General features: G+C 62.7%; 19 protein-coding genes. 11 read left to right on the top strand and 8 right to left on the bottom strand.

The genetic code is table 11. From position 1 onward, the window contains the following. Nucleotides 1-356: 356 nt before the first annotated feature. From AC0L2K_RS03240 to AC0L2K_RS03225, 4 genes are read left to right on the top strand one after another with little or no spacing between them, the layout of a single operon-like run. On the top strand, nt 357-866 hold the full coding sequence (locus AC0L2K_RS03240) for a hypothetical protein (protein ID WP_473530598.1): 510 nt from the start codon (nt 357-359) through the stop codon (nt 864-866). Continuing rightward, nucleotides 844-1,155, top strand: coding sequence for a hypothetical protein (locus AC0L2K_RS03235; RefSeq protein ID WP_473530597.1), 312 nt, complete (start codon nt 844-846; stop codon nt 1,153-1,155). Before AC0L2K_RS03240 ends, AC0L2K_RS03235 begins: the two co-directional genes overlap by 23 nt. 14 nt (nt 1,156-1,169) lie before the next feature. Beyond that, nucleotides 1,170-2,297, top strand: coding sequence for a WD40 repeat domain-containing protein (locus AC0L2K_RS03230; RefSeq protein WP_473530596.1), 1,128 nt, complete (start codon nt 1,170-1,172; stop codon nt 2,295-2,297). A gap of 32 nt (nt 2,298-2,329) precedes the next feature. Continuing rightward, nucleotides 2,330-2,503, top strand: coding sequence for a hypothetical protein (locus AC0L2K_RS03225; RefSeq protein WP_167366274.1), 174 nt, complete (start codon nt 2,330-2,332; stop codon nt 2,501-2,503). A gap of 271 nt (nt 2,504-2,774) precedes the next feature. On the opposite strand, the gene AC0L2K_RS03220 is transcribed toward AC0L2K_RS03225, so the two are convergent. Beyond that, nucleotides 2,775-4,943 (bottom strand): amylo-alpha-1,6-glucosidase, encoded by a 2,169-nt coding sequence (locus AC0L2K_RS03220; protein ID WP_473530595.1) that lies wholly within the window; start codon nt 4,941-4,943, stop codon nt 2,775-2,777. Between the two features lie 75 nt (nt 4,944-5,018). After that, nucleotides 5,019-6,113 carry a glycosyltransferase family 4 protein gene (locus tag AC0L2K_RS03215; RefSeq protein WP_128172134.1) on the bottom strand — a complete coding sequence of 365 codons (1,095 nt, stop codon included), beginning with the start codon at nt 6,111-6,113 and terminating at the stop codon, nt 5,019-5,021. Nucleotides 6,114-6,293: 180 nt separating this feature from the next. Here AC0L2K_RS03215 and AC0L2K_RS03210 point away from each other — a divergent pair, with 180 nt between their 5' ends. The 7 genes from AC0L2K_RS03210 (at nt 6,294) to AC0L2K_RS03180 (ending at nt 11,689) form a co-directional block, all read left to right on the top strand. Then, nucleotides 6,294-6,440, top strand: a complete 147-nt coding sequence (locus tag AC0L2K_RS03210; protein WP_202363833.1) for a hypothetical protein — start codon at nt 6,294-6,296, stop codon at nt 6,438-6,440. Between the two features lie 51 nt (nt 6,441-6,491). Continuing rightward, nucleotides 6,492-6,692, top strand: a complete 201-nt coding sequence (locus AC0L2K_RS03205; protein WP_128172133.1) for a hypothetical protein — start codon at nt 6,492-6,494, stop codon at nt 6,690-6,692. A gap of 320 nt (nt 6,693-7,012) precedes the next feature. After that, complete coding sequence (locus AC0L2K_RS03200) at nt 7,013-7,768, top strand: ABC transporter ATP-binding protein (RefSeq protein ID WP_287061335.1); 756 nt, start codon at nt 7,013-7,015, stop codon at nt 7,766-7,768. Then, complete coding sequence (locus tag AC0L2K_RS03195) at nt 7,761-8,507, top strand: ABC transporter ATP-binding protein (RefSeq protein WP_128245217.1); 747 nt, start codon at nt 7,761-7,763, stop codon at nt 8,505-8,507. Before AC0L2K_RS03200 ends, AC0L2K_RS03195 begins: the two co-directional genes overlap by 8 nt. Before the next feature lie 54 nt (nt 8,508-8,561). Further along, the gene (locus tag AC0L2K_RS03190; RefSeq protein ID WP_413468402.1) at nt 8,562-9,749 is read left to right on the top strand and encodes an ABC transporter substrate-binding protein; all 1,188 of its coding nucleotides are present in this window, start codon (nt 8,562-8,564) and stop codon (nt 9,747-9,749) included. Between the two features lie 69 nt (nt 9,750-9,818). Further along, on the top strand, nt 9,819-10,706 hold the full coding sequence (locus tag AC0L2K_RS03185; protein ID WP_027156409.1) for a branched-chain amino acid ABC transporter permease: 888 nt from the start codon (nt 9,819-9,821) through the stop codon (nt 10,704-10,706). Beyond that, nucleotides 10,706-11,689: a branched-chain amino acid ABC transporter permease gene (locus AC0L2K_RS03180; protein ID WP_473495896.1), complete on the top strand. Its 984-nt coding sequence runs from the start codon at nt 10,706-10,708 to the stop codon at nt 11,687-11,689. Before AC0L2K_RS03185 ends, AC0L2K_RS03180 begins: the two co-directional genes overlap by 1 nt. 95 nt (nt 11,690-11,784) lie before the next feature. Here AC0L2K_RS03180 and AC0L2K_RS03175 read toward each other — a convergent pair whose 3' ends face one another. The 6 genes from AC0L2K_RS03175 to AC0L2K_RS03150 are packed head-to-tail and all read right to left on the bottom strand — an operon-like array spanning nt 11,785 to nt 16,871. Next, nucleotides 11,785-12,639 (bottom strand): PCC domain-containing protein, encoded by an 855-nt coding sequence (locus AC0L2K_RS03175; protein ID WP_287394706.1) that lies wholly within the window; start codon nt 12,637-12,639, stop codon nt 11,785-11,787. Nucleotides 12,640-12,649: 10 nt separating this feature from the next. Then, entirely contained in the window at nt 12,650-13,408 is a 759-nt protein-coding gene (locus AC0L2K_RS03170; RefSeq protein WP_473530594.1) for an SDR family NAD(P)-dependent oxidoreductase, read from the bottom strand. 10 nt (nt 13,409-13,418) lie between these two features. Further along, the gene (locus tag AC0L2K_RS03165; protein ID WP_473530593.1) at nt 13,419-15,044 is read right to left on the bottom strand and encodes an acyl-CoA synthetase; all 1,626 of its coding nucleotides are present in this window, start codon (nt 15,042-15,044) and stop codon (nt 13,419-13,421) included. Beyond that, nucleotides 15,041-15,211 (bottom strand): hypothetical protein, encoded by a 171-nt coding sequence (locus AC0L2K_RS03160; RefSeq protein WP_287172632.1) that lies wholly within the window; start codon nt 15,209-15,211, stop codon nt 15,041-15,043. The genes AC0L2K_RS03165 and AC0L2K_RS03160 overlap by 4 nt, the downstream gene beginning before the upstream one ends. Continuing rightward, complete coding sequence (locus AC0L2K_RS03155; protein WP_287172635.1) at nt 15,208-16,059, bottom strand: IclR family transcriptional regulator; 852 nt, start codon at nt 16,057-16,059, stop codon at nt 15,208-15,210. Before AC0L2K_RS03155 ends, AC0L2K_RS03160 begins: the two co-directional genes overlap by 4 nt. 8 nt (nt 16,060-16,067) lie before the next feature. Beyond that, nucleotides 16,068-16,871: an SDR family NAD(P)-dependent oxidoreductase gene (locus AC0L2K_RS03150; protein WP_473530762.1), complete on the bottom strand. Its 804-nt coding sequence runs from the start codon at nt 16,869-16,871 to the stop codon at nt 16,068-16,070. Nucleotides 16,872-16,928 lie beyond the last annotated feature (57 nt).

The raw sequence follows: 16,928 nt of genomic DNA, 5'->3' as shown, positions 1-16,928 counted from the left end.
GAAGCGAGGTGACCTGCTTCCTCCGTTCCTTCGTTCTTTTGGCACCGCATCAAAAGCGCGATGGGCTTCTTGTGGAAATGTATAAAGCAAGCGCCGTGCCAACTTGAAAATGGCGCCCGTGCCTGACGCTAAAAACAAATCGCCGCCCTTTCGGCACATGAAGAGGACGGCAACTGTAACGTTCTTTTACAGTTGTAACGTACGCATGTAATATTTAATATCTATTCGCAATTGCGATATATCAAGTTAGCATTCGCAGCAAATTTGAAAAACACACATCATCTATTTTATTCTTCTCCTTTCTCTACTATTTGAGGGCGATGGCTCATGGACGGGCCTCGCACTGGAGAAAAACCGTGGCGAACGACAAAGACAGCCGGAGGCAGCCCGAGCCAATGTCCAGCCAGGCTGATGGCGTCACCGGCGATCTTGTCAGGCTGATGCCCAGTGACCTGGTCTTTGTCATGCGCTTTATGGGCGAGAGCCAACATCGCCTCCAGAGCCACTTCCAAGACCTCATCCGGGCCGAGCTTGCCGCCGGCGGCGTCACCACGGAAACGCATCCGATGATCCATCTGTTCATCGAGAACCATGCGATCCTGTTGCGCGACTTCGTGTTTTCCGGCGTTTCGCTGTCGCGGCAGTTCCGCGTCGAGGAGATCGAGCGCCTTACCGGCGATACGACATCGATGATCCGTGTCGACATCTGGGATCAGCTCAAGAGCCACATCGAAACGGCCGAAAAACAGTTCCAGTCGCAGGCCGGCACATTGCCCAAATTGCTATCGGCTTTCGAAAAACCACCGGACCGACGGCTGGGACCGAAAAATGATGGAGGATCCGATGGGGCAAACTACCAGGCGTGACATGTTGCTCGCCCGCCGGCTCGATCTTGTCGCCAACGTCTCCGCGCTGACTGCCGAGGCGCTGCGGCTCGATCAGAAACGCGCCGGTATCGAGATGGAGGTGCTGCGCCTGGAACTCGAAATCGGCAGGAGCGGCGCCAGCGCGCAACTGGTGCAGGATTTGCATGAGGCGGAGGAGAGAGCCGCGGCGGTCATGCAGGAAGGCGCGAGGTGCGAGCAACGCATCGCCGCCGCGGAAGCCGACGTCGAGGACGTCGACCGCAGCCTCGCGGCGACGGTGGGTAACTGACGAAGGGAATGGTCATGAACCAGCACGCGATACAGAACCTGACCTTGTTCGACCTGCTGGCGCGAAGCTGGCGTCGCCCGTCGGCGATCGCCAACCTGCGCTTCAGCGCCGATGGCTCGGCTGTCGCATGCACCAGCGTGGACGGAACGGTCGCCATAGCCGCGGTCGCGGACCAGGAGCCGCCGGAATCGCGGATCAGGGTGAGCGGCGATCTCGGCCAGACGACGATCCGCCCGCGGGAGAAGCCACCGGCACCATTGATCGCCACCGCTGCGTTGGGGGATGGAGACGTCCCGCTCGCCAGCTATTTTTCCTTCGGCTTCCTCGTTGGAACGGCGGCTGGCGAAGCGGTGCATCTGGCCGCGGACGGCAATGTGATGGAGACGCTGGTCAAGATCGACGGGCCGGTCGTCGCCGTCGACCACAACCCCCGGACGGCCATCACAGCCGCCAGCAACGGCCAGGATGTCTTCCTGGCACGCGGCCAAGGCGATGCAGTACGACTGCGACACGATGCGACACCGTCCACGGATGCGCTAGCCTTTTCGCCAGGCGGAAGGCGCCTAGCCTGCGGCCGGGATGATGGACTATCGATCTGGGCGGTCGACGGCGACGCTACCCCGATACGCGACGTTTCTTTTTCGGCGCGCCCGGTGTCGATCCGCTGGAGTGGCGATGACACATGGCTGGCCTGTGGGCTCGAAACAGGCGGCTTTGCCCTGGTCAGCATGACCGACGATCGCTACGGCATCGTCGCGGGATTTCCATCGCCGGTCAGGACACTGTGCTGGAGCCGGCCGGAGCATGCGCTGTTTGCGTCGGGCGCCTTCCGGATCGCCGGCTGGTCGATGACGGCTCCGCCACTTGACGGCGACACCTCGGGCGCGCTGGAGACCGGCCGAGCCGGGCTGGTTCCGGTCGAGACAGTGGCTGCGCACCCGGAGAAAAAACTGATTGCGGCCGGCTATGCCAACGGCCGGATCACCATCGCCCAGATCGGCGCGCGAGACGAACTCCTCGTCAGGCCGCTGGGCAGCGCGGTGACCGCGCTTGTCTGGTCCGGCGACGGACGCCATTTAGCAGTGGGCGCAGCCGACGGCACCGCCGCGATCGTCACCTTTCCCGCACAGATGTTCAAATAGCAAAGGCAGGCCGCATGCAAAAGGAGCACAAAATGCAAACCGAACCCACCCCCGAGGACGAGAGCAAGGACGAATTCTTCGAACGGCTCGCCAAGCTGTCGGAAGAAATGGTGGCCAAACACGGCAAGGATTTCAGTATGGGCGCATTGGTGCTTGCCGCCCGCTGGATTGCCGAAAACCGCGTCGGCCAGTTGAAGACCAACTAAACTCACGACCAATCAATGCGCTCGAAGCCAAAGCTCCGAAGGAGCTTCAGGCGGAGTCTCCGTACAGGTTTTGCGCTGGGCTGGCTGTGTATGCCATTCCTTCAGATTGCGACTTACCCTGGTCGAGGCTCACCCAGGCGCGACTCAATCCAGCGCTCGCAGATGCCGCAGGTATCACCCTACAGTCGGTGCGCTGGCGATCGGCGCAGGTACCAGTTGCGCCGTAGTCATTGATGGCCGTGTCCATCACGGAGCGCATGGGGAGCCTTAGTTATGAGCGCACCACCAGAGGCACCAGACCCTCATGGCGGTGGTCGAGATAACACACAACACGGTCGCCAATGCGCTCGAAGATGAGATCGACTTTCGCCTCGCCGATGGCCAGGTGGCGGATAACGATGTTGTCGATGCCGATCGGCAGCCGCGGGCGTTCGACGGTGATTTCGCGTTTCCAGCCGTCAACCCGAATGCCCAGGCAAGCCTGCAGCATCATGAAAGCGGCGCCAGCCGACCACGCCTGCGGCAGACAGGCGACCGGGTAGGCCACCGGTGAATCGCTGGCGGCACGCGTAAAGCCGCAGAACAGCTCTGGCAGCCGCATATTGAAACGGACCGCCGCCTCGAACATACCGCTCATCAGCTTCACGACGCTGTCGCGCTCGTGATAGCGGGCGAGACCGGAGGCGCAGAGCGCGGTGTCGTGCGGCCAGATCGAGCCATTATGATATGACATCGGGTTGAATGGGATCTCGTCGTCGGCCAGTGTGCGAACGCCCCAACCGCTATGGAGATGACCAGAGAGCAGCTGGGTGGCGACTGACTGAGCCCGTTCCGCCGACGGCAGCCCGACGTAAAGCAGGTGACCGGCATTGGACGTGCGAACCGCGCATTGCTTGCCTTCTCCGTCGATTGCCAAAGCATAGAAATCGCGGTCCGGCATCCAGAAATGCGTCTCCACCGCCTGACGGATCCTCTCTGCCAGGGCGCTCCAGTGCGCCGCCTTTGCGTCGTCGCCGCGCCTGGCGGCCAGCGCCGCCATTCCCTGATATGCGGCGAAGGCATAACCTTGCACCTCGACCAATGCGATCGGTCCTTTGGGGATCGTGCCGTCGGCATGGAAGATGGCATCGGAACTGTCCTTCCAGCCTTGGTTGAACAGACCCGTGTCGGCCGCCCTGTTGTAGGTTACAAAGCCTTCCCCGTTGCGGGCTCCGACCTCTTCCATCCACGCAGTGGCAGCGCCCAGGGAGTTCCACATGCGATCGACGAACGCCTCGTCTCCGGTGCGATCGGCGTAGGACGAAGCCAGATAGACATAGAGTGGCGTGGTGTCGACGCCGCCATAGTAGCGGCCGAACGGCAGCTCGCGCAGCACGGCCATTTCCCCCTTGCGGGTTTCATGCATGATTTTGCCAGGCTCCGCATCGTCGAATACAGAGGTCTCGGTCGATTGATAGTGGGCAAGGAAGGCCAGGACCCCACGAGCAAGGTCCGGATTGAGCCAAAGCATCTGCAAGGCGGAAATGACGCCGTCGCGGCCGAAAGCCGTCGAAAACCAAGGGATGCCGGCATACGGGTATGGCCCGGTCTCCAGATCGGTCGTCAGCAGCGCGATGTCGGCGCGTGTGCGTGTCAGCCAGTCATTGAACACGCGCCCGGAGCTGAAGACGGTGGCGCCCTGCCGGCGCTTTGAGCGCATGGCGAAGCGGGCTCGCGCAGCGGCCGCGCGAAAGCGGTCGCTGGAGGGGGTTTCTTCGCTGTGGCCGACCTCCAGGTACAATGCTCTGCTGTCACGCCTTGCCACGACAATGAGGAAATCGGCGTGATCGGGGTGCACCTGATCGGGCTTGATCGAGAATGCGATGACCGATTGACGAGCCACATTGTCGAGGCCTTCATATCGGAACGTTACGCTCGCCTCGCCGACCAGTGCGTCATGCGCGCGACCGCGGCGGCTACGCGTAGTGCCGCGCACCTCGAACATGTCACGGAAATCGGCGTCGAAGTCGAGCCGGACCGGCAGAACCACCTCGCGCGCGGAGTAGTTGGTGAACTTGATGCGTTCGAACATGCGGTTCTGCCAGATGAACCGCGTCCGATCGACGTGGACGACGCCCGGCAATGCTTCGCTGCCATTCGGCCCGATAGTGGCTAGATTGGTAAGATTGGCGGTGAATAGGATGTTGTCCTGCGACAGCGAGGCGCCGAGCAGCGACGGCATCCGGCCGCCAATGAACAGACGGAAGCGCGACAATACACGCGTGTCGTCGCGGAAAAGCCCGTCGCCGGTGCCGCGTATGTCACCGTAGCTGTCTGCGACGACGAAACAATCCTCGTGTTTCAGCGCAAATTGCCGATGCGGCTCGCGCGGTGCCGTTTCGTCGATTGCCGGCAGCGCCACGGCTGGATCAATCTTGCGGTCTTCGAGTTGAGTGGTCATGGTCAACCTCCCGTTCAGAAGCGACCAAGGCGGCTCAGGCGCTGATCCGAGCAGCCGAGCCGTCTCCTTGCTCGGTCAGGTAGACATAGTCATCATTGCGGCATTTTTAGCGCGCTTGTTTTGAGAACCAAGTGCGGTCGTTATGTCGTCCGAGAGCGAGCCATAGATCGCTGCATAGTCGCGGCACATGCGCTCGACCGTGAATCGCTCTTCAAAAGTCCGTCGCACCTGTGCACGATCGAGGCCGTTTATCCGCCGTACCGCGTCCACAGCTTCGTCGAGCGTGTCGACGATCAACCCGGACACGCCGTCGTCGACGACCTCCGGAACGGCGCCGCGCCTAAACGCTATCACAGGCGTGCCACAGGCCATCGCCTCGATGGTTACGAGTCCGAAGGGTTCCGGCCAGTCGATGGGGAATAAGAGCGCTGCCGCATTGCCCAAAAAGTCTGCTTTTCGCCGTTCGTCGATCTCGCCGATGAATTCCACGTTCGAATTTCGAAGCACCTGGGGTTCGACCGTCTCCTTCCAATAGGATTGGTCTACCTTGTCGATCTTGGCGGCGATCTTCAGCGGCATTCCGCTACGCGCAGCGATCTCAATGGCCGTTTCCGGCCCCTTTTCCGGAGAGATGCGGCCGAGGAATGCGAGATAGCCCGAGGCTTTCGGGCGAAACGGCAGAAGATCGCGAGGCAGACCGTGATACACCGTTCCGGCCCAACGGACAGGCGGCATGGGCCAGCGTTGATCGTAAGAAATCGAAACCAGCGGAATGTCATCAAACATCGAATAAAGCTGAGCCAGGTCGGGGAGGTCGAGCCGTCCATGGAGCGTCGTAACGGTTCGCTCGGCAAAGTCCCGGACTACCGGGAAGTGGAAAATATCGATGTGAAAATGCAGCACGTCGAATTCATCGGCCCGCCTGCGCACCTGTTCAAGCATCATCACGTGGTGGGGAATGTCGTGCCGAACCCTGGGATTCAGGCGCAATGCAATATCGCAACACGGGACCAATTCGGCGGAAGTGCGTGAATCACCGCTGGCGAACAAGGTCACGTCATGCCCCTGTCGAACAAGCTCCTCAGTCAGATATGAAACTATTCGCTCGGTCCCGCCATAGGTCCGCGGCGGCACGGCTTCGGTAAGGGGGGCGATCTGGGCAATCTTCATCTGCAACACTTCTCGAAAGCGAAGGTCATCCTTCAAAAAGCTCCGACGGCAATCCTCTTCCTCGCGTTCATTGCGGTGCGGTCCTCCTCCTGCGCCAACTCTCGAAGGGCCGATATGTTCCCGGCGGGAACAATCGCCGCGTCAGGCGAGTTCAGGTGGATGGACCAAAAGGAGAACCAGATGGCTACGAAGCTCCAGGACACAAAAGCCGTCAAGGGATCGAGCGGTGAGCACGGCGGCAACCGCGGTGGCAATCAGGACAAGAAGGACAAGCCGCAAAAGAGCAGCCAGGCTGCCGGCAAGGACCCAAAACGCGGCAAGGACTAGCCGGCGCCGGAGGCAGACAATAATGGTTGCGACCATCGAGAGGAGTGACACATGACAAAAACCAATTCGTCTGCGAAAGCCGACCAGCCTGTATCGGGAAAGAAGGCAAATGGCAGCGACAAGGCCAAGCAACCGGCCAAGGGCGGCGCGCAGGCCAGGAACGCCCAGGAATGGGGCGGCGGATCGAAAGCGTCGAAAGGCAAGACCACCCGGGCAGACCGGGAAAACCCCAACTCGAGCCAGCGCAGCTGAGCTTTTCGCATTCATCCAATCAGTCGGCCCAATCAGTCGGGCGGAATTTCGAACGGCTCGGCCGGATGGGTTCGGATTGGGATAGGTTCGGATTACGGCACGTCACGCCTGTCGTTTGCGCCGCTTCGACATTGCAATTCGAATGATCGAAGGCTGCGTGCCACAGCGCCGGCAATTGCGGCCTTGACGCGATGTGCATTAGGTCGTTTGTTGCGGGCGGAAGTGCCACGGGAGGAACCCATGGAAGTCACCCTGGGGGCGGATGGCCTCGCAGCGCGGTTCCACGTTTTCACGCCGATGACCGGCGAGGGCTGCCGCGCATGAATTCCGGGGCGATCCTCGAAGCGGCGGGATTGACTAAGGAATTTGGGGGCTTTGTCGCCGTCAACAATGTCGACCTGACGGTGGAGCGAGGATCGATCCACGCGCTGATCGGCCCCAACGGAGCAGGCAAGACGACCCTCTTCAACTTGCTGACCAAATTCCTCCAGCCAACGCGCGGCGCGATCCGCTACCAGGGCCGCGACATCACCAGGATGCAGCCGGCCGACATCGCGCGGCTGGGCCTTGTGCGCTCCTTTCAGATATCGGCGGTGTTTCCGCACATGACGGCTCTCGAGAATGTCCGCATCGCGCTGCAGCGCCGGCGCGGCGACAGTTTCGATTTCTGGCGCTCCGAAACAGTGCTCTCCAGGTTCAACAGCGAGGGTGCGGCGCTTCTCGCCGATGTCGGCCTGACCGCGTTTTCAGACATCCGCGCCAGCGATCTGTCCTACGGCCGCAAGCGCGCGCTTGAAATCGCGACGACGCTGGCGCTGAACCCTGAAATGCTGCTTCTCGATGAGCCCATGGCCGGCATGGCGCAGGAAGACATCGAGCGCATCTCGGCGCTGATCCGGCGCATCGCCAAGAACCGCACCATTTTGATGGTTGAGCACAATCTGTCGGTCGTCGCCTCGCTGTCGAACCGCATCACTGTGCTCGCTCGTGGCAAAGTCCTCGCCGAAGGCGACTATGCTGCCGTTTCCAAGGATCCGCGCGTTATCGAAGCCTATATCGGGGCCGGACATGCCTGAAGTTGAACTTGCAAGCAGGCCGGCTGCTGGCCCCTCGACGAGACCCCTGCTTCGCGTCGATGGCCTGCAGGGCTGGTACGGCGAGAGCCATGTGCTTCACGGCGTCAGTTTCGAGGTTGGCGAAGGTGAAGTGGTGACGCTGCTCGGCCGCAATGGCGCCGGCAAGACGACGACGCTGAAGGCGATCATGGGAATTCTATCCAGGCGCTCGGGCTCGGTCACCTATGAAGGTCGGGAAACGATCAAGCTGCCGTCGCGGTTGATCGCACAGATGGGCATCGCCTACTGCCCCGAGGAACGGGCGATCTTTTCCAGCCTCTCTGTCGAGGAGAATTTGATGCTGCCGCCGCAGGTGCGCCCCGGTGGGCTCACCGTCGAGCAGATTTTCGAGCTCTTCCCGAACCTGAAGGAACGGCTTTCGAGCCAAGGCACCAAGCTCTCGGGCGGCGAACAGCAGATGCTCGCCATCGGCCGGATCTTGCGGACGGGCGCCAAGCTCTTGCTGCTCGACGAGCCGACCGAAGGGCTTGCGCCGGTCATCGTGCAGCAGATCGGCCGCACCATTGCCCGGCTCAAGGACGAGGGATTCACGATCGTGCTCGTCGAACAGAATTTTCATTTCGCCGCGTTGGTCGCGGACCGTCACTATGTGGTGGAACAGGGGCGCGTGATCGACACCATCCCCAACCGCGAGCTCGACGCCAACATCGACAAGCTGCACGCATATCTCGGTGTCTAGACAATCATCAACGGCGCGTTGCGCCGCAATCGGAGGGAAGTAGCGATGAGAAAAATGGGATTTGTCCTGGCTTCGACGGCGAGCCTGCTGATGGCCGGCGCGGCCTACGCCACAGATGTCAAGATCGGCGTTCTGAATGACCGTTCCGGCATCTATGCAGACATCGCTGGCGAAGGCTCGGTCATCGCGGCCCAGATGGCGGTCGAAGACTTCAAGGCGACGGACAAGGGCATCAATGTGTCGATCGTCTCCGCCGACCACCAGAACAAGCCGGACGTCGGCTCGAACATCGCCCGCCAGTGGTACGACACCGAAAATGTCGATGTGATCGCCGATGTGCCAACCTCCTCGGTGGCGCTCGCCGTCAACGAGATCACCAAGGAGAAGAACAAGATCTTCCTCGCCTCGGGTCCGGCCTCGTCCGACCTCACCGGCAAAGCCTGTTCGCCCAACACCGTCCACTGGACCTACGACACCTGGGCGCTTGCCAACGGCACGGGCTCGGCCATGGTCGCACAGGGCGGCGATAGCTGGTTCTTCGTCACAGCCGACTACGCCTTCGGCCACGCGCTCGAGCGCGATACGACGGCGGTCGTCGAAGCATCGGGCGGCAAGGTTCTCGGCGCCGTCCGTCATCCTTTCCCCGGCCAGGATTTTTCGTCCTTCCTGCTGCAGGCGCAAGGGTCGGGCGCCAAGGTCGTCGGGCTCGCCAATGCCGGCGGCGACACGATCAACGCGGTCAAGCAGGCGTCGGAATTTGGCATCACCCAGGGAGGCCAGGCGCTCGCCGCCCTGCTGATGTTCATCAACGACGTGCATGCGCTTGGCCTCGAAGTGGCGCAAGGCCTCGTGCTCACCAGCGCGTTCTACTGGGACAAGAACGATCAAACGCGGGAGTTCTCTGCCCGTTTCCAGGAGCGGAATGCCGGACAAAAGCCTTCGATGATCGAGGCCGGAGTCTACGCTTCTGTCCTGCATTATCTTAAGGCCGTCGAGGCCGTCGGCGACAAGGATGCGGCCAAGGTGATGGCCAAAATGAAGGAAATGCCGACCGAGGATCCGCTGTTCGGCAAGGGCACCATCCGCGCCGACGGGCGCAAGCTGCACGACATGTATCTGTTCCGCGTCAAGAAGCCGGACCAATCGAAGGCTCCATGGGACTATTTCGAGACGGTAGCCACCATTCCGGCCGACAAGGCGTTCCGCCCGCTCGCCGAAGGCGGCTGTTCGCTCGTCAAGTAAGCGAGCCTCGCCAACGATGCGCCGAACAGCTCGGCGCGTCGTTTTGTCGATAAGTCAGCTGGAGCGACCATGTTCGAACTGCTTGGAATTCCGCCTCAGGTCCTGTTCGGGCAATTGCTGCTCGGGCTGATCAATGGCTCCTTCTATGCGGTTCTGAGCCTCGGGCTGGCGGTCATCTTCGGTCTCCTGAACATCATCAATTTCACGCATGGCGCCCAGTACATGCTGGGCGCCTTCGGCGCATGGATGCTGCTCAACTATCTTGGCGTCGGTTACTGGTGGGCTGTGTTCATCGTCCCGCCGATTGTCGGCGTCACCGGCATCGTGCTTGAGCGCGTCCTGATCCGACGGCTATATCACCTCGACCATCTCTACGGGCTGCTTCTCACATTCGGCCTGGCGCTGATCATCGTCGGCTTCTTCCGCCAGTTTTTCGGCGTATCCGGCCTGCCGTACCCGCCGCCGCCGCTTCTGAACGGCGGGTACAATCTTGGCTTCATGTACCTGCCCAATTCGCGCGCCTGGGTGATCGTGGCTTCCCTCATCGTGTGCCTCGCGACCTGGTTCATCATCGAAAAGACCCGGCTTGGCGCCTATCTCAGGGCTGCGACCGAGAACCCGACCATGGTCGGCGCGTTCGGCATCAACGTGCCGCTGCTGGTCACGCTCACCTATGGTTTCGGCGTCGCACTCGCGGGTTTCGCCGGCGTGCTCGCCGCGCCGATATACGCAGTCAATCCGAACATGGGGGCAGACCTGATCATTGTCGTCTTCGCCGTCGTCGTCATCGGCGGCATGGGCTCGATCCTCGGCTCGATCCTCACCGGCTTCGGGCTTGGGCTGATCGAGGGTTTGACCCGCGTGTTCTATCCGGAAGGCTCGGCCGTGGTAATCTTTGTCATCATGGCGCTCGTGCTGCTGGTCAAGCCCGCAGGTCTGTTTGGACGGAGTGTGTGATGACAACCGACACCAACCCGATCGCCATGGCGGCCATAACGTCGGTCGGCGCCGCGGGCATGCCCCGTCATCACCTTGCGATCTTCGCCGCGCTCTTCGTCTTCCTCATCGCCGCGCCATTTCTGCTCTATCCGATCTTTGTCATGAAGGTGCTGTGCTTCGCGCTGTTTGCCTGCGCCTTCAACCTGTTGCTCGGCTTCGGCGGTCTCCTGTCCTTCGGCCACGCGGCCTATTTCGGCATGGCGAGCTACGTCTCGGCCCATGCGGCAAAGGTGTGGGGCCTGACGCCTGAACTTGCCATTATCGCGGGCACGCTGGTGGCAGCCGTGCTCGGTCTCGCCATCGGCTCGCTCGCCATTCGCCGCCACGGCATCTATTTCGCCATGGTGACGCTGGCTTTTGCGCAGATGATCTATTTCTTCTCGCTGCAGGCGGCGTTTACCGGCGGCGAGGACGGCATCCAGGCCGTGCCGCGCGGCCATCTGTTCGGGCTGATCGACCTGCGTTCGAGCGAAGTTCTCTATTTCTTCGTGCTCGCCATCTTCTTCGCCGGCATATTGCTGATCTATCGGATCATCCATTCGCCGTTTGGCCAGGTGTTGAAGGCGATCCGCGAGAACGAGCCGCGCGCGATCTCGCTGGGCTATCGGGTCAACCGCTACAAGCTCGCCGTATTCGTGCTGTCGGCCACGCTCGCCGGCGTCGCCGGCGCAACCAAGGCCATCGTGTTCCAGTTGGCGTCGCTTACCGACGTCTACTGGACGATGTCCGGCGAAGTCGTGCTGATGACGCTGTTGGGCGGCATGGGCACGGTGTTCGGACCGATCGTCGGCGCGGCAGTCATCGTCACGATGCAAAACTACCTCGCCACATTCGGCGACTGGGTCACGATCGGCCAAGGCATCATCTTCGTTGTCGCGGTGCTGTCGTTCCGGGAAGGCATCGTTGGGGTCCTGGCAAAATGGATGCGAAAACCGCTCTGACCGGGTCGTGAAACCTAAATTTCGGATGATCCTGATCCACGGTCGACCAAGTGGGGCCGCAGCGACACGGCACACAGCGTGGTCAGCATCCTCAACTAGGCAGATTTCTCATCGGATGCGACAACCAGCAGTTCGAACGTCACGCAGACGGGGTTAGCGTCGCGGCGAAGGCGACCTGAGCTTATCACACCGTCCATGCCGACCAGCGCGATGTCGAGCGTGCAACGACCGGAGCGCACAGCGCCGTCCGTGACGAGAACTTCCGTCGCATAGGAGGAGACCGCCGAGCCGTCGTCGAAATCCGCGCCGACCAGGCTGCCGATGCCCTGGATCGAGGCGTGGTCAAAGCCGTGCCGTCGGCAAAGGGCTTCGATCGCCTGGCCGATATCCTCGTTGGGCCTTACCGTGCAGATGGCGGCGCGGCGGCCGCGGCGCTCACCCAGGAGCGGAGCCCTGATCGGCGCGAAAAGGCGAAAATTCGTCTCGGCGTCGTCGCGCACGTCGAACAGCGCGCCCTCGATACCCCAGGCGGTGACCTCAACCGGCTCCGCCAAGCGCGAGTCGAGCGGCAGGAGATGGCCCATGCGCCGCACGCCGTCGGGGGTGCGCCAGATGCCATGGCAATGAAAAAATGCCCGCTCGTCCCGCCGGCCGGCGACGAGGCCCGCATCCTCGATGACCGTTATGCCTTCCGGTGCGAATGTATCGCTGTACCACGCGGCGTGCGTGCCATCTGGAGAGGCGGCGGGGACGACGTAGCGCATTGGGTCAACCCGCGCGTTGCGCAGGCGGATGTATCCGCTGCTGAATCCGGCGACCGCGAGGGCCTGCGCCACGGCGTCATTGATCGAGCTGCCGGCTTCAAGCCGCAGCGTCAGCGGCTCTGCGGCGCAGGGCATCGCTGCGAAACGTTCCGACGCGATCGGACCGGGATGGCGGATGCTGCGCATCGGAGCCATCTCAGGCGACAAGGCCGGCATGGATGAAGCCGCCATCGACGGCGAGAATCTGGCCGTTGATGTAGCTGGCCTCGTCTGAAATCAGGAAAGCCACCGCTCCCGCGATCTCGCGCGGCGTGCCGTAGCGGCGCTGCGGCACGCGATCCAACCACTGCCGGCGGACGTCCTCGGTGTGGACGGCCTGCGTCAGCGGCGTTTCGATCGGCCCGGGTGCGACGGCGTTGACGCGGATGCCATCGACGCCGAGCTCATTGGCCATGACGAGCGTGAGCAGATTCTGGCCGCCTTTCGATGCGCCATAGGCGCTGCGGCCCTTGTTGCCGCAAAGTCCAGAAACAGAGGTGATATTGACAATCGCCCCCGGCAGCTCCCGTTCAAGCCAGTAGCGCGCCGCAGCCCGCGAGACAATGAACGTTCCGGTGAGGTTCACGTCGACAATCCGGCGGAAATCCTCGACGCTGGTCTCGACCGACGGCCGGTCCATCGCTATGCCGGCGCAGTTCACGACCGCGGCGAGGCTGTGCGCGGCGGTGATCCGGCCGATGGCCTCGTCGACAGCCGCTTCGTCGACGACGTTGCAGACGATGCCGCGTTCCTCGCTGAGGCCGAGATCCGTGCAGGCCGAACCCAGCGCTGGCCCGGCGAGGTCGAAGAGGAAGATTTCGAAGCCGCGCTCGGTCAGCAGGCGCGCCGTCTCAAGGCCGATGCCCGATGCGCCGCCGGTGATCGCCACGGCGCGGCTTTGGTGGCTGCTGTTCATCGCCTGCTCCTCATGCCGAGAGCTTCGGCTCGGACGGTCCCAACTCGCCTCGGCGCTCCAGCTCTTCGCGAATCAACTTCTTGGCGATCTTGCCATAGGCCGATTTGGGCATCGTCTCCCACCACACGAAGCGCTTGGGCATCTTGTAGCGGGCGAGCTTGCCTTCCAGCCAGCGCTCAATCGCGATCGTTTCGCGCACAACGCCGGCGCGGGCGACGCAAACCGCGACGCCGACCTCGCCCCAGACGGGATCGGGAATGCCGAGAACGGCGGCTTCGCTTATGTCGGGATGGAGCAGGATCTTCTCCTCGATCTCGCGCGGATAGATGTTGGAGCCGCCGGAGATATACATGTCGGACGAGCGGCCGGTGATGTAGACGAAGCCGTCCTCGGACATGTGGCCCAGATCGCCGGTGCGGAACCAGCCGTTGCGGAACGCTGCGGCGTTGGCTTGCGGGTTGTCGTAATAGCCGGCGAAGACTGCAGGCCCGATCACGCAGATTTCGCCGGTTTCGCCCGGCGAGACGGCATTGCCGGCGTCGTCCTGGATCTCGACCTGCATGGCTGTGCGCTCGAAACCGCAGGTTCCGATGCGCGCTTGCGGACCATCCTCGACGGAATGATAGGAAGGAGGCTGCACAGTGATATTGCCCGTGACTTCCCCCAGGCCAAAATACTGGACCAGAACCGGCCCGAGCTTCTCGAGCGCCCGCTTCTGGTCGGCGCGGTACATCGGCGCACCGGCATAGATGACATAGCGCAACGAGGAATGGTCGAACCGGTCGACGCTGTCGTCCTCGACCAGCATCTTGAGGATGGTCGGCACGGTGAAGGCGTTGGTCACCCGCCATTCTTCGACCAGCGCCCAGACCGTCGGCACGTCGAGCTTGTCGGTTGGCAGCAGGATAGACTTGGCGCCGTGCGCCACCTGCACGAGTTGATGAATGCCGGCCCCATGCGACAGCGGCGCCACCACGATCGAGGCGTCGTCGCGCGTCGTGGCGGGCACCAGGTCGCACAAATGATTGGTGATGACAAAGCCCATCTGGCCATGCGTGAGCACGGCGGCCTTTGGCCGGCCGGTCGTGCCGGAGGTGAAGAAGAACCAGCAGGGATCGTCGCGATCGACGGCGACGCTGGCAACGGTCCGGGCGGCAAAACGGGCGGCGACGGCGTCGTAGTCATCGCCGAATTCGGCCGCGCCGATCGACAGGACGAAGTCGATCCCGGGGGCTGTTTCCCGGCAGGCAGCAGCATGAGCCGGGAAGCCCGCGCCGCAGATCAGGCCACGCGCGCCGCTCGCCTTGGCGAGGTAGGCGACTTCGTCCGGCGACTGGCGGTAGTTCGCCGGCACCCAGACGGCCCCGAGCCGGAAGCAGGCGAACATAGATTCGAACATCTGATTGCAATTGGCCGACTGGACGAGGATTCGATCGCCCTTTGTCACGCCGAACGCGTCGCGGAGTGCAGCGGCCATCGCGTTGACGCGCACTTCCATCTCGCGCCATGTCCACTGCCGCTCGCGCCAGACGAAGCCAATATCGTGCGGATTGCGGCGTGCCGCCTGGGTCAAAAAATGCGAGAGGTTCATGACGCGCGTGGAGGAAGGCGTCACGCCGCCTGCAGCCATGGTCATGACTTCGCGCGCTCCAGCGACGACACGTAGACGAAGATGGCGGCGACGTCGCAGGGCTCGACACCGGCATGAGCAAGCGTGGACGCCGCTGCCGTCGCCATCAACTGCCCGGTGTTTTCCTTTCCTAACGCGGAATGCGCCCGTCCGTCGGTGTGAGCCTCCGTCATTGTGACAACCTCCTGGTGCGCGGCTTTAAAGTGGGGTGCTCGCGCATATGCGCGCGCGAGGCGAACATCTGGGCAAGCCGTTCCTCGACGCGCTTTGCCTCCAGCATGAGATATCCGACGAGTTCGATTTGCCTTGCCGGCTGCATCCGGCTGTCGATCGCCGCGATCGACAGCGCGCCGACTGGCCGTGCGTCGGCGCTGCGAAGCGCAACCCCGACGCCCCAGGAATTGGCGACGATGCGGCCGGGATTGAGCGAATAGCCGTTGGCGCGCGTCGTCTCTACATCGCGCCGGATCTGCTCGACCGGCAGCATTGGGTAGTCGGATTTGAGCACCGCGTCGTTGGCGGCAAGCACCGCTTCCACTTCCTCGTCGGGGAGTGCGGCGAGCATGGCGAGCGAGCCGGCGCCGACGCCCAGTGGGTGCTCGAAGCCGGCCTGCAGCGCGTGGGTCCTGACCGGATAGGTCCCCTCCTCGCGATAGAGGCAGACTGAGTATGTGTCGCGGCGGACCGAGAGGAAGCTGGCATCCTCAGTCTTCTTCGAAAGGCGCAGCAGACTTTCCATCGAGACCTGAAGCAGGCCGAAACGTCGCGAGGCGAGGCTGCCCAGCACGTAGGCCTCCTCGCCGAGATAATAGCGCCGCGTCGTCTCGTCCTGCTCGATCATTCCCGCGCGCATCAGCGCCAGCAGCAGGCGGCGCGTTGTCGGCTTGTTGAGCCCACTTTCCTCGACGATATCGGAGAGCGAAACACCGCGGTCGGCGTGCCGGCCGACCATCGAAAGAAGGCTGAGCGCCCGGTCGACGCTCTGCGAGCCGGTCTGATCGCGGTCTGGGGGCGGCGCCATGTCCATGGTCAGCGGAGCTCGCAGACGGCGCAGCTTTGGCCGCCATCGACAGGCAGGCAAACGCCGGTGACGAAGCGCGCCTCCTCGGAGGCAAGAAACACGGCCGCCGCAGCGACGTCCCACGCTGTTCCCATCCTGCCCATCGGCACCATGGCGTTGCGGGCGGCCACCATCTCGTCAGCCGAGCCGTATTGGCTGGAAATCTGCTGATAGATCATCGGCGTGTCGATCAGGCCCGGCATGATGCAGTTGGCGCGAATACCTTGCGGGGCATATTGCATGGCCAGCGCCACAGTGGCCTGGTTCACCGCGGCCTTGGCCGCATAATAGGCGAAATAGGGATAACCGACGTAGCGTATCGCGGCGAGTGACGAGATATTGACGATCGCACCGCCGCCGCCCTTGAGCATATGCGGCAACACCGCCTTGGCGGTGCGGTAGACCGATCCGATATTGAGATCGAGGGCGGCCTGGAACGCGTCCTCATCGAGTTCAATGGGACCGCCCATATGGGTCACGCCCACGTTGTTGTGCAGGATGTCGATGGCGCCGAACGCCTCCATTGCCGCCGCTGCTGCCAGTTCGACTGAGGCCAGATTGGTCGCGTCGGCCGACAACGCGATCGCCTGGTTGCCTTCGTCGCGGATGATTTCAGCGGTTTCAGCGGCGGCCGCCGCAGCGAGATCGACGCAGGCGACGCGCGCGCCTTCGCGCGCGAAGGCGACCGCGGCTGCCTTGCCGTTGCCCCAGCCGGGTCCGGACGACCCGGCGCCAAAGACGATTGCGGATTTTCCCCTGAGCCGGTCGACCACCATGGAATTCCTTACAAAAATCGCGGCAGTTATCGGGCGGTTGAGCCACATGCCCTG

This window comes from Mesorhizobium sp. WSM4817, from assembly GCF_055811135.1.
Note: the sequence above shows the minus strand (reverse complement) of the source record. Positions and strands in the feature narration are given on the sequence as shown.